Genomic DNA, 15,576 nt, shown 5'->3' on the forward strand with positions numbered 1-15,576 from the left:
GAATAATGGAAGAAATTCAAGGCTATAAATTTGGAATTGACTTAGATGATGGTGGCATGACACGTTCTCTGAAAGAATTACGGAATGAAGCCAAGCTACTTAAAGCAGCCATGAAATCTAATTTTACCGAGATTCGTTCTGGTGAAGGTATCATGCAGGCGTACACTCACAAGGTTAAGGACGCTGACAAAGCCATTGAAGGCCAGAAGGCAGTTGTATCCAAACTTCGTGAACAGCAAAAAGGCTTAGACCTGCAGACTGAAAAAGGTCGGTCAGCCTACGTTCGGTACGAGAATCAAATTAACAGAGCAAAAACGGAGATCAGCAACTTATCAGCACAGCAAGAACGTGCTAAGAAGTCAGCTGACCTTTTTCGTTCTGGGGTTCTGGACGTCCAACGGTCAGTCAAGCTTGCCGCTGAGGCCAACAAAGCTTACGTAGAACGACTACAGGCCGAAGGACGTACTGATGCCGCATTATCGGCCAAGCACAAGGGCCTACGTGATTCCTACGATGACATTAACAAGGAACTGACCATCGAAAAGCGGCACTTGAATGAAGTAGCTGAGGCTAGTGGCAAGGGTTCCGATGAGTATCGCAAGCAATCTATCCGAGTCAACGAACTGGGAAGCAAGTTAGCACACCTACGGACCGATTTAAGCGAGGTTCGTGCTGAGGACGATAAGTTACACCCAACTGGGATTAACCGCATGATTGCGGCCACTGACAAGGCTACAAAGAGAGCTGATAAGGCTGACCATCTGTTTGGCAAAATGTTTGCGGCTAACTTCTTGGGCAACGGCTTAGTCAGTGCTTGGCAGAACGTCACAGCGGCCATTGGCGGCGCAATTAAAGCTGGTGCCGCGTTCGATATGAGCCAGCAGAAGATGGGTGCCACCTGGCAGACGTTGACTGGCTCAATCGCCAAAGCTAAAGACATGGTCAAGACGATCAATAAGTACTCTGTAGCTACTGGGCAGGATACTGATTTAGTTGATGAGTTGCAACAAGGTTTCTACCATCTGCATTCAAACAAACACGAATCAGATAAGATGACCCGGTCAACACTGAACTTGGCTGATGCCGTTGGTATCAACAAACAACAGTCGTTAGCTGTCCGGCAAGATATGGTTAACGGCTTGTCTAAAGGCACTGTCCAACAAGGCCTGCTGAATCAGACTAGTCAATATTTCCCAATGTTCCGTGAGGCTTTGGCTAAACAGCTAACTCATGAAATCAAGACGGGTGAATCTCAGTATGGTACGACGGTTACTGACCCGAAGACCAAGAAGAAACACACTGAGATGATGAAGAGCGTTGACGTGTCTGATTTACCTACCATGACGAAGGCAGGGCTGATCAGTAGCAAAGAGTTTGAAAAGACGTTCGAGCACTTAGGATTGGTCAAGTACAAGCAGGCCGCCGATAACATGATGAAGACCATGTATGGTATGCAACGGACCATTAAGGCCCGTGTGCCTGCTTTACTTGGCGACATGGAAAAGCCAATCATCAATGCCAAGAATCCTATCTACGAAGGCGTGTCTAAGTGGGTGTCTGACCCGCGTACTGAAAAGGAATTTACCAAAGTAGGTAAGGCAGCTAACTCTGGGATCGGTGTCATCACTAAGGCCTTTGCTAAGGCGTTCGGCATCAAGTCAGCTCCACAGGCTATGGATAGAGCAATGAATAGTCTGGCTAAAGGTGTAACTAACGCATCTAAATCAATTGCCAGGAATGCACCTGAGATTAAAGACCTATTCACTACGCTTAAAAGTTTAGGTGGAATTGGCTTTAAGACGTTGATTGAGTCCCTGAAGATAGTTAATTTCCTGTTGAAGCCGCTGATCAAGATGATTGGTGGCAGTGCTGATACGTTTGCTAAGTTCGCAGCCACATGGTTTTTAGCAAGCAAAGGTCTCAAAGCATTTAATCAAGGTCTCAAGACAGTTCGAGGATTCCAAGACCTCTTTGGCAAGGCTACTGAGATATTCGGACTCAAGAAAGAGACAACTGCAATTGACGAAGAAACTGCGGCCCTCAATCGGAATAGTCGTGCCCGTGCTGAGAATTCTGATTCAGGCATTGGTGGTGGCACTGGGAGTAGTAAGACTGCTGGTGCTGAGGGCGCACTTGAAGATGTTGCCGGTGGTGGTACTGGTAAAGAAGCCAAGGAACTTACCCGTGTCGAAAAGTACGGTTCCAAGCGTGGAATAGGTAGGTTAACCTCCAAGCTACATGGTTTAGGTGAGTTTAAGAACGTCACCAAGGCTGGTAAGATGCTGGCTGGCTCAGTTGGTGCATTTGATGTAATCAATGCTGGTACTGATTTGCTGGGTACAACCAAGAAGACAGTCGGGTCACACGTTGGTGCGGCAAGTGGGTCTTTAGGCGGTACAGCCGCCGGTGCTGCTATCGGTACTGCAATCATGCCTGGTATCGGCACAGCAATTGGTGCTGGACTTGGCGGACTTACTGGCGAAAGCATTGGCCGTAAGTTTGGCAAGGCTATTCAGAAGGGCTTAACCTTCCAGAAGATTCATGTGCCAAAGATCTCTGACGATACCGCTTATGACAAGCTGAACAAAACTGCTCGTAATCACTACAAGGACATGATTAAGGGTGACAAGCAGAACCTGAAACTGCTGTATAAGAACGGTGACATTACTAAATCCGAATACGAAAAGCGTCTAGCTATTATTCAAAAGAACGAGTCTAAAATGACTCGTATTTCATCCATGAACGAAAAGGATCGTAGTGCTGTCACCAAGTATTATGCACAGTCACGCCAGGCCTTAACTGAAAAGTGGAACCGTAAGATTCTAACTGACCAGAAGAAGTATGGTAAGAATTCTAAGCAAGTCACTAAGGATGAAGCCGATAAGAAGAAGTCTCTGAATAAGCAGGAACTGAAATTTGCTACACAAGTTACTGGCAAGGAAGCCAGGCTTCATACGACTCTGACTGGTAAAATCAAGCTGGCCTCCAACAAGCAGGTCACGATTCTTAAAAAGCTTGAATCTTCAAAGAAGAAGCTATCTAAGAAGCAGTTAGAGCAGGCTGTGGCTAACTCCAACAAGGAACGTAAGACTGTCACCAAGAACGCCTCCAAACAGGCAAGTTCTTCAATCAGCTCTGCTAATAAGAAATATTGGAAGACCGTTGCTGCTGCTAAATCTGAGTACAAGGGCAATACCAAGTATGCTAAAGACCAGCGGAAGAAGATTGAAGAACATGCCCGCAAACAACGTGATAACGCCATTGCGGCTGCATACAAGCAACAGAAGGACACGGTTAAAAAAGCCAAAGACCAGTATGATGATACAGTTGACTATGCTCACAAGCAGAACAAGGGTGTCACTAAGCAGTCAGCGGCTCAGTTTGAGAACACCAAGAAGAACAACAAAAAGTCGAAAGACAACTATGATACTACTTGGCATGGCATCTGGAAGACGGTTGGTAACTGGGCTGGTAAACTGATTGGCGGCCTAAATAAGAGCGTAATCAAGGGGCAAAACAAGGTATTTAGTCAGTACGGTGGTACTAACACCTTGTCGCCAATCTCAGCAGCTTACTTTGCATCAGGAACTGGTGCTTTCAGCAATATGCGCCGGGCAATTACTAAGCCAACTTTATCAGTACTCAATGACGGGCATGACTCGCCAGAGACTGGCAATCAAGAGGCTGTACTGCATCCTAATGGGCTTGCTGAATTGGTTAAGGGTACTAACACCATGAAGATGTTAGAGCCTGGTGCTGAGGTATTAAATGCGTCTGAGACTAAGCTCATGAGTCAGTTAGGGCTGATGCATTTTTCCGGTGGTACCGGGTTATTTAGCGGTCTCTTTAAGACTGCTGGTAAAGTTGGAAACTTCTTCAAGAAAGCATTTGGTTCGTTGAAAGACAAGCTCAAGGCTATCTCTGGATTCACTAAAGATTCTACGAAGAGCTTTAACTCTGTGTTTAATCCTGACTTCGGAAAACTAAAAGGAACAGTTGCCAAGAGCTATGCTCACTTAGCTAATTCAAAAGTCAAGAAGCAGGGTCAGAAGTGGTGGTCAGCAGCATGGAATGTGATTGATGGTGCCGCTAACTCATCTGGTGGCGGTGGTCCCGTGCGTCATTCACCTGGTGCAGGGTGGACTATCAGTTCTGGCTTTGGCTATCGTGGTAAGACTGCCGGTGGTATGTCTAGTCATGACGGTGTCGATTTCACTAATGGAAAAGTTGTTCATGCATTACAGGACGCGATTGTCACGGAAGCCGGAGCTGGTCGATGGCTTGGAAGCGATGGTGTTGGTGAGGTTATTGGTACTAAGGGTGGCAAGCTTCGTCTGATTTATCAGGAACTTAATGGTAAGAGTCCTAAAGGTGCAACGCTACTAGTTCACAAAGGAGATCACGTCAAGCAAGGACAAGCTATTGCCAAACTAGGACCCAGTGGTACTCACGTGCATATTGGTGCAACAACTGAGGGCTTGTGGGACCACGGCGGTTCATCCACTAAAGGCTGGCTTGATGTTACTAAACTTCATGGCAGTTTTGGAAACAAAGCGGCTAAGAAAGTAGTTAGCGGATTAAGTAAGTTCGCAACTAAGCAACTTAAACATTCCGGCGTCTTAAGCTGGGTCAAGAAGTTCTTAGCGCCACTAACTGAGGCCACCAGCAGCTCTGGTAGTGGTGATGCACCAGCTCCAACCGGTAGCCGTAAACACTGGATGCAGCAAGCAGGTATGCCTAAGTCTTGGTGGAACGCAATTAACACGATTGTCACGCAGGAATCGGGCTGGCGGCTTAATGCCGCTAACGGACAGTATCATGGATTACCACAAACCACGATTGCTAACTTGGAAAAGGGTGGCAAGAACTGGCGGACTAACGCAGTTGCTCAACTACGAGCCATGAAGAAATACATTAGTGGCCGATATGGTACTGCTGACAAGGCCTTAGCATTCCGTAATAGTCATAACTGGTACGCTAATGGTGGCTTAAGTGTCACGGAAAAGCTTGCCCATATCAGTGAGCACAACATGCCTGAAATGATTATTCCGATGTCTCAACTTAAGAAGTCACGTGGCTATGAGTTGCTTGGCAAGACTGCTGCAATGATGGCTAAGCGTGATGGGATGGGCAACGAATCAAGTCAGGCAATCTCACACGATGACAGTGCAATTAAAAAGCTTAGTAGCAAGCTTGATTCTGTAATTAAGTTATTAGGAGAATTGGTATCTGGACAGCACAATCCAATTCCGGCCGTTGTTCGTTCATCTGACGTAGTACAAGTTATCAACCAGCATAATAAGCAATCAAGGGTAAACCGAAACTTAGGAAGGGGGACTCCATTTGGCTAGAATTAAGTATTCAGATACATTTGACTACGCATTTGATGAGGACGGCACTGGCGGATTCAATTCATGGGACGATCTGGAGCTTATCGTAAACCACGTTAGCAAGCCACTAGCACCGAACATGACGGAATCTTATCAAGACGTCCCTGCGCGTTACGGGGGCGTCTATTTAGGTACTCATTACGGCGAACGTCAATTTGATATTCCTATCACCATCATGGCCGAAGACCGTGATGAGTATAACCGGAAGCTTAGGAATCTGACGAACGCACTCATCAACACGACGGACGACATTGAAACGCAGTACCCACTACGGTTCAATGACGATCCAGACGTGATGTACTACGGGCACTTTACGGCCATTCCCACTCCGACGTTCATTAACGATGGGGTTCAGGATTGTCAGACTACGCTGACGTTCATGTTGGCGGACCCACGTGGATTCATGACGACTAAGAGCATCCAAATCACCAATAACGACCAAACAATTGTTCCTGAGGGTAACATGACGGTTAAGCCAATAATTCATATTATCCCCAAAGAGCCACTTTATTACATCGGGTATGAAACTAATGCTGAGTACGTGGCAATTGGTTATAACACCAATCAAGGGAATACGATTACCAATGCAGAGGGTGTAACTGAGTCGATGTCAGCACACCAACGGCTTCAAGTGGATGACCCTTGTAACACCATGGCAACCTGGTTTCAGGCTGGAAATAGTACGCAGTCAATCGTGCCATATCGTGGTGATTTAGATGGTAAAGCGACAGCTCACGGCAATTCAATCATGGTAGCCAAAGACAATAAAGGCCACTACAACTGGGGTACTAGAGGTAAGCACAAGGACTTCTACGGCCCTGCCGTGCTTCATAATGGATTACCTCGCATCACACCATACTGGAAGGTGTCAGTTCGGCTGCATCACGAAAAGCAGACGGGTGCTCATAACAGTCGTGCGATGGGTAAAGTTGAAGCTTATTTGCTAGATAACGACGGCCAGATTCGTGGACGCATGGGAATTCAAGATTACGATCATGGCCGTATGCCGGTGGCTTACATTCAGTTAGGAACGTCGTTTAAGTCAGATAATACGAGCACGTACCATACGATCTTCTACAACCGAGGCAATCCATCCCAACATACAAATTTAGACACTACCTTCGTCAAGATCCCCTTTGAAAAGAAAGAGGTCAAGTCATCTTCGAGCAAAAAGAAAAACACGAAGGCAAGCCGTTCGTATATGTCTACTGTTCAGCGAGAGGCATTTAAGTCGGCTGCTAAGAAATCTTCTAAGAAAACCAAGAAGAAAAAGTCTACTAAGAAAAAGGTGGTAAAGAAGAAATCTGGTGGTAAAAGTACCAAGAAAGTCTCTAAGCCAAAAGCTAAGACAAAATCCAAAGCAGTTAAGAAGTATATTGAAACCTACAAGAAAGAGTATTCGTACAACAACACTGATGCGTACTCAAAGTTTTGGGGTGAATTTACGCTGGAACGGTACCGCAAAACGGATAAGAATGGCGGAAGCAAGGACTATTACCGCGCTTCAATTATTCAATGGAATTTAATCAGTGGTGAGCCGTACTCAGCTACAAATGATGACCACACTCGATACAGCAAGCAAGACATTCAGGTACCAAGCAAATTCAATTTCTCACTTGCTAATGTGGGTGTGTACTTCGCAAAACATGATATCACGGAAGACTTGGCCAAACCAACGGTTGCCTACAAGTCTGACTTCCTGACGTTGACGGACTATAAGGAATGGGCCAGTGATGGCAGTAGCGATCCTGACGATATTCCGCATATCATCGCTAATCCAGGCGAAGAGGTCATTATTGATACGGCCGCTGAAAAAGTGACGGTCAATGGACGTAATTTGGACAAATACACTAGCTGGCTGTCCACATTCCCTGGAATTACGGGTGGTGTGGCTCAGACATTGCACTTTTACCCGGACCCGGCACAGGCTGATATCACGATTGATTACAAGCCGGCCATTAAATAGGAAGGAGAACTCATGTGAATTACGTTGTACTAGATAAGTCGATGAAGCGGGTTGCGACCCTGGACCCGACCGGCGATACGAATTACTTCTGGGGTGACACCATCAATCGACAGATTGCCGATGATAACTCTAGTAATGACGACATTGTTGGCGTTGACAGTTTTAATAGCAACGATCCAAACGCCAATAGTAAGAGCTGGAATGACACGATTGACGGCTTAACTATGATGCAAGATGAGCCAGCCGCTCAGTATTTGCGTGAGGGCAACTACTTGGCTGTCTACGATGACGTAACTGATCGCTGGCGAGCCTATCGGATTCATACCGTGACTGAGCCAATTGACCAAACGAGTGGGGTCCACTTAGTGACTGCGAGTGCCGTTAACGCGGCAATCTGGAAGCTAGGCAAGACGGTGCCACTCAAGAAGGACTTAAAGGAAGGCAAATTGAAAGATGCCCTGAGTTGGATCATGGCTGATACCGGATGGACGTTGACTAACAATGCGTCATCCGGTATTTTTGCGGACATTTCGTTTGATGGTTCCAGCACTAGTCAGGCAATGCTACAGACGGTGCTATCTACCTACGATTGTGAGGCGGATGCTTATGTCCACCTTGACCAATGGGGTATGGTGGATGACCAAATTTTGGAGCTGACTGACCGACTGGGTGAAAACACCGGCCGCCGTATTCGATACGGTGATAACGCTCTGACGATGCAACGTGAAACGGTTGACACAACGCTGGTCACTAAGCTGTATGTATACGGCTCTGATGATAAGAGCATTTCGGGTGTCAACAAAGGTCGGAACTACCTGACTGATAGCAAGAACAACTCGCTCTATAACGCTGACCCTAACACTTGGCTAGAAGGCACTATCACCAGTTCGACCATTAAGGAGCCTGATGCGCTACTGGCGTGGGGGATGAAAGAGCTTAAGCTCTATAACCATCCCCGCGTTAACTATGTTGTTGAACCAACTACAGACTTTCACCCGAACCTGGGCGATACCATCAAGGTGATTGACCTCAAGATGATCCCACAGCTGACATTACAGGCGCGGGTAATCCAATCGACTACTAGTCTGTCTGACCCATCGCAGAACAAAATTGTGTTAGGTGAGTTTGCTACGGTCAACGTGGTTACACCTAACTTCATCCAGAACATGGAGCAGAGATGGAATGACCAAGTGAAGAAACTGTTTGCTGACGCCCGTAAGAACTCAACGGCGGCCACGGTCAGCTTGATTACGCCGCTAGGCCAGTCATGGGCTAACGGAGACACTAGCAAGCGCATCGTTGCCCGGATATTTATTGAAGGTGTTAATGTGACCGGTTTTCTGTCGGCTGCTGCGTGGAACTGGCAGCGTATCAATACCGACGGTACTCATGATTTAGATTGGGAGAGTGAGCACTCAGACGACGGGTACGAAGTAACTATCACGCCGCCATTCGTTGGGACTTTGATGGTATCCGTTGACGACATGTTCGTGAAGGACGAAGCCGAAATGTGGATTGACACCGGTAAGAATGCCGATGGCACTTTCAAGAAGCTGTGGGAGACCACTTATGGTAACGAAGATGAGTGGAAGAATTCCCACGTTGGTGCACTACAAGAGTCATTCGTGCTGTCTAACGGTGAAGTACTGGCAAGCTATGCTTACAGTGCCAAACCTAACAGCTCATCACAAAGTGACTGTCAGTTCCTGCACTGGGGTGCTAATGGCAAATTAATTGATTCGATGATTGTTCAGGGCGGCCAACATGGCGGCTCTTTTAGTTACGATGAATCTAGCAATACTATTTACAGCCAAGTGAAGGATTTAAGCGGCGGTCAGAACTGGCTGTGTACCTTTCCATATGCTCCACACAAGGTGATTAGCAGTGGATCAGTTACCAAGTGGTGCAAGATTGACGGATACTACCGGCCTTGTGTGGACTTGGATCATGGCTTGTGGCTTGGTTCAAAGACTGATGGTACTGTACAAATTTGCCAAATTTCCGACTTGAAGGCAGGCAAGTTCCAGCCAGTGATTGAGTTCAAGATTCAAGACGTCGGGTGGAACCCACTACCTACAGGCGTGACCAATGACAGCACGTACAATACCATGCAGTCCAACGCTCTTTACTACCCCTATGCTTTCTTCACGGCGGGGGATGTGAACGGAGCTGACGACCGGCTAGTAATGTGTGTCAACGTGATTACGCACTCCATGATTTTTAATTATGCCGTTACCGAAGGCCAAGACATCAAACTGAACATCCCCATTGAAAATGGCGGCCATATGGAGCCAGAAGGCGTGTACTACGACAAGACTAACTCACGGCTGATTGTCGGTTTCAATGTTTCGGAGTTCCGCGATGGTTCAAGGACTGAGGCTATTGCCCACAGTGCTCTGTATGCCTTCCCGCTTGGCTGGCGAGATGACAGTAAGGACCTGGCTGTTGAGTACCCCACTGAGGACATTAGCGAGGGTAGCGAGGGCGTGCATACCATCACGTATCCTAGTTCAGATATTGAAGATGATGTTGGAATGTCTGATGACGACTCAGACTTTAACATCGATGATCCGATTGTTACTAAGGTGGTGAAAGAATGATTATCGCAACTGGTTCTGTCAACATCGATGAGAACACAAAGCTAGCTGAACAGGCCGGTGCTGACAATGAGGAAGCGTTAAAGGATTTAAAGACGTCGATGGATGGCAAAATCACTATCAGCACACAAGCACCATTTAACGATGGCGTGGATCATGCTGACGGTGATTTGTGGTTGATTCAGTCGGACAATGTTACCACTGCTATGTATACGTACGGAGCTGGCGGATGGTCGGAAAAACAATGGGACCAAGAAACACTCAATGTTAAGGAGCTATCTGCATTATCAGCAAACCTTGGCACGATTAATGCTGGGATTCTTAATAGTGTTGAAATTGATAGTTCAACAATTAAATCAGCAAACCTAACCGAAGACTATACCAGTGGCGGAGTTCACCGACAGCTTTGGATTGACTACAACGGGTTCCATTACCGGAATACAGATAGTTCTGGCGGTCAGAACGATGTGAAAATGAATGATTATACCGGGATGTATATTAGCCGCTCAGGTGGAGGAACTGATTCAGGCTATAACGGACATACTAGTATTGAGGGAAATGATATTAGTACTGGGAATGTGAATGCCGATGGCGTTTTAAGCAATTCAGTCGGAACTACCACAGTAAATACATCTCATCTAAATATGAATTTATCTACGATTAACAGCTATACAGGCTCGTTTTATTTTGAAGGCGGTGAGGGTGGTAGCGGAGAGCCTGGTGCTGATGTGCATGCTGCCAGTTTCAACAAAATGTCTCAATTATCGGTTAAGCGAAATATTCAGGACGTTACGGGCGATTACGCACTAGCACAAATCTTGGGTACTGATGTTAAGCGGTATGACTATAGGTTATCTGACAATTCTCAGCAGACTAATATTGGCCCAATTATTGATGACGAAAATAAAATTGGCTCCAAGAAGTATGACATTTCGTCAGACATGATTAATTCTCAGTCGGATGGAGTGTCGATTGACAACGAGGTTGGGTTGCTGATGGCGGCGGTCAAGGAACTCACAAAGCGCAATTCAGATTTACAGCTTAGGGTTACTCAGTTAGAAAGTGAGGTTAAAGCATGATTACGAGCTTAGATGTAAAGCAGAACACAAATAATACTACTCACGTGAAGTATACGGTGACGTTCGCTGGTACCAACCACTTATGCTACGGGGACTTCGATGCTACAGCTGATGAAGCCACAACGGCATTTAAAGGGATGACTAGTACAGACATGTGGGCAGGATTTAAGACGCTCATTCTGACGCGTCTTAAAGATGAAGCTACAAGTGCAATGGCAGGTGATACCAGTGATTAAGCAACTTGATTTCACACAGGATTTTTCGTCAGTCAAGTTCATGGATACGTCAACTTCAATTAGCCTGTTGCTGACGGCTGATGGCGCTCCATTCGACTTATCATCTTGCCAGGCAGTAGCTGTGCAGATTGCTAACGCAGATGGATATATTACTACGCGTGATGTGGACTTAACTAGTATCGACGACCCAGCAAGCGGCGAGATTGAAATGCCGGTTGATGGCGAGCTGATGGCTATTCTGACACCTGACGATTACAAGATTGAAGTTTGGACGATCATTAAACCTATCAGTGTAACGACTACTTCACGTACAGCAACGCTGTCTATCATCGATGGGCAGATTGAACCACATACGGCTATCTTCCCTAGCGATGGTGTTTTAGGGTTCACCATCAAGGAAAACTTAATGAACCAAGACGGCGACACAATCGCAGTTATCTCACTTGACGAGTACGAGCAGCGGTTCAGTCAGTTAGAAATCAATCTGACAGACAAGGTAGCTACCCTACAAGGTCCTAAAGGTGACACGGGTATCCAAGGCATTCAGGGTATTCAAGGCCCAAAAGGCGACAAGGGAGATACTGGAGCGCAAGGGCCCCAAGGAATCCAGGGAGTTAAAGGAGATACTGGCGAAACCGGTCCGCAAGGTGAGCAAGGATTGACGGGTGACACTGGCGAAGCCGGTCCTCAAGGTCCACAAGGCATTAAAGGCGACACTGGAAATAAGGGTGATAAAGGAGATACCGGTTCTGGCTTAGAAATCAAAGGTCAAGTTACTGACATTTCCAGACTCCCCGTAACCGGTTCAGACGGGGATAATTGGCTAGTTGGCGACCACAAACTATATGCGTGGGCTGGTGGGAAATGGATTGATATGGGTAGCATTCAAGGTCCACAAGGAGCTAAAGGCGATGTGGGGAATACTGGACCCACAGGACCAAAGGGCGACACTGGTGCTACTGGACCACAGGGGCCAAAAGGTGATACCGGTGACGTTGGCCCAGCCGGAAAGGATGGAACTCAAATCGATCTTTCAAACTACCCTACGCTTGATGGAGATAATACCTTTTCAGGTAAAAATATTTTCCCAAGTCTGAGTATGGGTGGCAAGGACATCTCTCCCGAATCCAATGGGTATCTTAGCTACGGAAACAAGTTACTTTTAACTGCTGTTCCGCCGCTTGCACCAAGCGTTACGGCCACTACGGGTATGGGCGATACGACTACATGCGTGATTACACCTCCGACTAACGACGGTGACTCACCGATCATCAGTTACACTATTAGTTATGCAGCTGATGGGAGTGATTCGTGGATTAGTAAGACAATTGATGCCAGTCAACTAAGCGTAGATTATACCGGACTAGAATCAAACACGCTGTATGATTTTAAAGTCTTGGCGACTAACTTGGCCGGCAATAGTCCGTACTCTGATGTGGCTACCGCCAAGAGTGCAGATACTGGAATTTATGGAGCATCATGGGACAAATCAAGTAGTCCCGTTCTAACACGGACAGATTTGGCTACTGGCCTAACGGCCGGAATCAACGGAGCTAAAAACGATTTTGACAGTGTTGGACCGTGGAAAAAGATGGATAGTACTGCAACTGACTCGTTTGGAAACGAGTTTGTCAGAGTGCCTAAACTTTACGTTAAAAAAAGCCAGTCTGATACCGTCAATACTTGGCAGGTCTCATTAGCTAGTCATGGTGATGGATGGTACTTACCCAAGTGCTTCTGGGATGCAGCCGATGATAAGGAACTCCCATATATAGATGTTGGACGTTATAACGCTACACTAGGAACTTCCTCACGGATGGAATCTAAGACAGGTAAGGTTGCTATGATAAGCACACCAATGACGACCATGAGAAGTCAGGCGAAAGCTAACGGATCTGGATACCAGTTGCTTGATATTCACGCCGTCGATGCTCTGCAAACACTATTTTTGATTGAATTTGCAACATTAAATTCACAAGACGTTATGAAGGGCGAACTAGATAATCTTAGTGGTAATGGAAATCAGGTATGTGGAGTTGGCACTAACCACTCTGGGTCATCTGGATTTGCTACCAGCAACGGTCCAATGGATTATCGAGGTATTGAAAACCTATACGGAAACGTTTACCAGTGTATTGACGGAGTTAACATTACTGGTAGCAGAGCGTGGGTTTGTGATAATCCTGAAAATTATCAATCGGACCTGTTTGCAGCACCATATCAGCAACTGAATTACTCACTGGCGTCTGGGTGGATTAAAGAAAATGGTCTCGATGATAATCATCCTTATGCACAGTTTGAATCAGTGGCTGGTGGTAGCTCGACGACTTATTATTCAGACTATCAGTACTCAACTACTAGTGGTACTTACATGGCTATGTGGGGCGGCTATTGGAACGCGGGTGCTGGCTACGGTGGGCTCTTTTCCTGGCTCCTGGAGTTCTCTGCTTCTTCGGCGGGCTCGAACGTCGGGTCGCGTCTCCTTAAAAGACCTTTGGGCTAGGGGGACCGGGGGTATCCCCCGGAACAATTAAATTGGGATACGTGGTGCGCGGCTATTGGAACACGAGTGCTGGCAACGGTGGGCTCTTTTACTGGAACCTGGAGAACTCTGCTTCTACGGCGAACTCGAACGTCGGGTCGCGTCCCTTATTACTTTAAATCGCATCATGTACTCCGTGCCGCTTGGCAAAAATTAAGCTGATACAAAGTGGGGGCTAGTAGGTAATCCGAATGTTCTTAAAGCTAATAAGGTATATCAAACGCATAAACGCAAAAAATCAAATGAAGAAGGTGGAAAATGGTAAAGAAATATGGCGACTTGTTTTCTAAAATTGTTAGTTATGAAAACCTGAAACTAGCAATTGAAGAAGCATCTAAAGGCAAAAGAGAACGAAGAAATGTGAAAGACGTTCTGGATAACATGGATTTTTACATCATGCAAATTCAGTCCGAACTTATCAGTCATGAGTACCAGCCACGGCCAACACATCAAGTAGTGATTCATGATGCCGTTAAGAACCGCTTAATTACTAAACCAAAGTTTTATCCTGACCAGATTATTCAGTGGGCTGCAATGCTAGTAGTACAACCGATATTTTTGAAGGGGATGTACGAATATAGTGTTGGATCTATCCCTAAACGTGGAACTGCATTAGGACAGAAAATGGTGAAAAAGTGGCTTAAGAATGACCCAAAAAGGACAAAATATTGTCTTAAGATGGACATTCACCATTTTTATCAGTCTATTGATACTTCGATTCTTAAGCAGAAATGCCGTCGAAAAATCAAAGACAAGGAAGCACTGTGGTTATTGGATACCATAATTGATGAGTTGCCCAAAGGGATTCCAATTGGATTCTACTCGTCTCAATGGTTTGCTAACTTCTTTTTACAGGACTTAGATCATTTAATTAAGAATGAATTGATGGTTCCTTATTTCGTCCGAAACGTTGACGACTTGGTATTACTGGGACCAAACAAGAAGAAACTACACCGTGCCGAAAGGAATATTTCTGAATATTTGGCTAACGAGAACTTAGAAGTAAAGCCTAACTGGCAGGTTTTTCGTGTGAATAGCCGACCGATTGATTTTCTGGGAATGAGAATGTATAGGGATTACACAACGTTGCGACGACGCAACGCCCTAAAAATCAGGCGGCGAATGGTTAAAATATCTAAGAAACCGTATCTTAATAAATTTGACGCGGCTAGTGTAATAGCTTACTGGGGCTGGTTGAAGCACTCAAACAGCTACAAGTTTTACAACAAGTATGTTAAGCCAGTATGCACCATTAAAAAGGCAAAGGAGGTAGTGTCACATGCAAGCAGGCACAGATGAGTATGCGAATCCAGGACAAGTACCGGAAGGATATGCCGCCTATCAGTTAGATCCAATTTCTTACAGCAATCATCGGTATTTTGGCTGGAAACTTGTTAAGCAAAAGCTAGAGGATTATACGGATGAGAATGGTGTTGCCAAGCAACGACAAGTTGATGATGGCACAGCGGCCGTAATTTATGATGAACAAACTGCTGCAATCATGGCTAACGCCAACCTTTTAAAGCTGGCTGCTAATCAGCAAGTAGTTAATGCTCAATTGCTTAAAGAACTGGCAGTATTGAAGGGGGCGGAAAAATAGTGAACTTCTTTACTAGTATGATTATCCAGCTATACAAACAAGGAACGTATTCAGACAAGGACTTGCCCGACTTTGTAACTTGTGGTTGGCTGACAACTGATCAGTACAAAGAATTAACTGGCAAGGATTACGTAGCAGCTACTTAGTGGTCGCTTTTAATTTACGT

The 15,576-nt window shown here is 45.9% G+C and carries 9 protein-coding genes; all 9 read left to right on the forward strand.

Features of this window, described 5'->3' with window-relative positions; all coding sequences use genetic code 11:
• Positions 1 to 5: 5 nt before the first annotated feature.
• The 9 genes from ACKTSF_RS01705 to ACKTSF_RS01745 all read left to right on the forward strand — a co-directional run bounded on the left by ACKTSF_RS01705 (position 6) and on the right by ACKTSF_RS01745 (position 15,556).
• Positions 6 to 5,351, forward strand: a complete 5,346-nt coding sequence (locus ACKTSF_RS01705) for an aggregation-promoting factor C-terminal-like domain-containing protein (RefSeq protein ID WP_407886050.1) — start codon at positions 6 to 8, stop codon at positions 5,349 to 5,351.
• A complete protein-coding gene (locus ACKTSF_RS01710) occupies positions 5,344 to 7,356 on the forward strand; it encodes a distal tail protein Dit (RefSeq protein WP_407886052.1) in 2,013 nt (670 codons plus the stop codon). Before ACKTSF_RS01705 ends, ACKTSF_RS01710 begins: the two co-directional genes overlap by 8 nt.
• Positions 7,357 to 7,370: 14 nt before the next feature.
• Positions 7,371 to 9,956, forward strand: coding sequence for a phage tail spike protein (locus tag ACKTSF_RS01715; RefSeq protein ID WP_407886054.1), 2,586 nt, complete (start codon positions 7,371 to 7,373; stop codon positions 9,954 to 9,956).
• Positions 9,953 to 11,032, forward strand: a complete 1,080-nt coding sequence (locus ACKTSF_RS01720) for a hypothetical protein (RefSeq protein WP_407886056.1) — start codon at positions 9,953 to 9,955, stop codon at positions 11,030 to 11,032. Before ACKTSF_RS01715 ends, ACKTSF_RS01720 begins: the two co-directional genes overlap by 4 nt.
• On the forward strand, positions 11,029 to 11,268 hold the full coding sequence (locus ACKTSF_RS01725) for a hypothetical protein (RefSeq protein WP_407886058.1): 240 nt from the start codon (positions 11,029 to 11,031) through the stop codon (positions 11,266 to 11,268). The genes ACKTSF_RS01720 and ACKTSF_RS01725 overlap by 4 nt, the downstream gene beginning before the upstream one ends.
• On the forward strand, positions 11,261 to 13,771 hold the full coding sequence (locus ACKTSF_RS01730; protein WP_407886060.1) for a fibronectin type III domain-containing protein: 2,511 nt from the start codon (positions 11,261 to 11,263) through the stop codon (positions 13,769 to 13,771). Before ACKTSF_RS01725 ends, ACKTSF_RS01730 begins: the two co-directional genes overlap by 8 nt.
• Before the next feature lie 297 nt (positions 13,772 to 14,068).
• Positions 14,069 to 15,109: an RNA-directed DNA polymerase gene (locus ACKTSF_RS01735; RefSeq protein ID WP_407886062.1), complete on the forward strand. Its 1,041-nt coding sequence runs from the start codon at positions 14,069 to 14,071 to the stop codon at positions 15,107 to 15,109.
• Positions 15,090 to 15,410 carry a hypothetical protein gene (locus tag ACKTSF_RS01740; RefSeq protein WP_407886064.1) on the forward strand — a complete coding sequence of 107 codons (321 nt, stop codon included), beginning with the start codon at positions 15,090 to 15,092 and terminating at the stop codon, positions 15,408 to 15,410. Before ACKTSF_RS01735 ends, ACKTSF_RS01740 begins: the two co-directional genes overlap by 20 nt.
• Positions 15,410 to 15,556, forward strand: coding sequence for an XkdX family protein (locus tag ACKTSF_RS01745; protein WP_407886065.1), 147 nt, complete (start codon positions 15,410 to 15,412; stop codon positions 15,554 to 15,556). The genes ACKTSF_RS01740 and ACKTSF_RS01745 overlap by 1 nt, the downstream gene beginning before the upstream one ends.
• Positions 15,557 to 15,576: the final 20 nt, after the last annotated feature.

This window comes from Levilactobacillus muriae (genome assembly GCF_045862015.1).
Taxonomy (GTDB): Bacteria; Bacillota; Bacilli; order Lactobacillales; family Lactobacillaceae; genus Levilactobacillus; species Levilactobacillus muriae.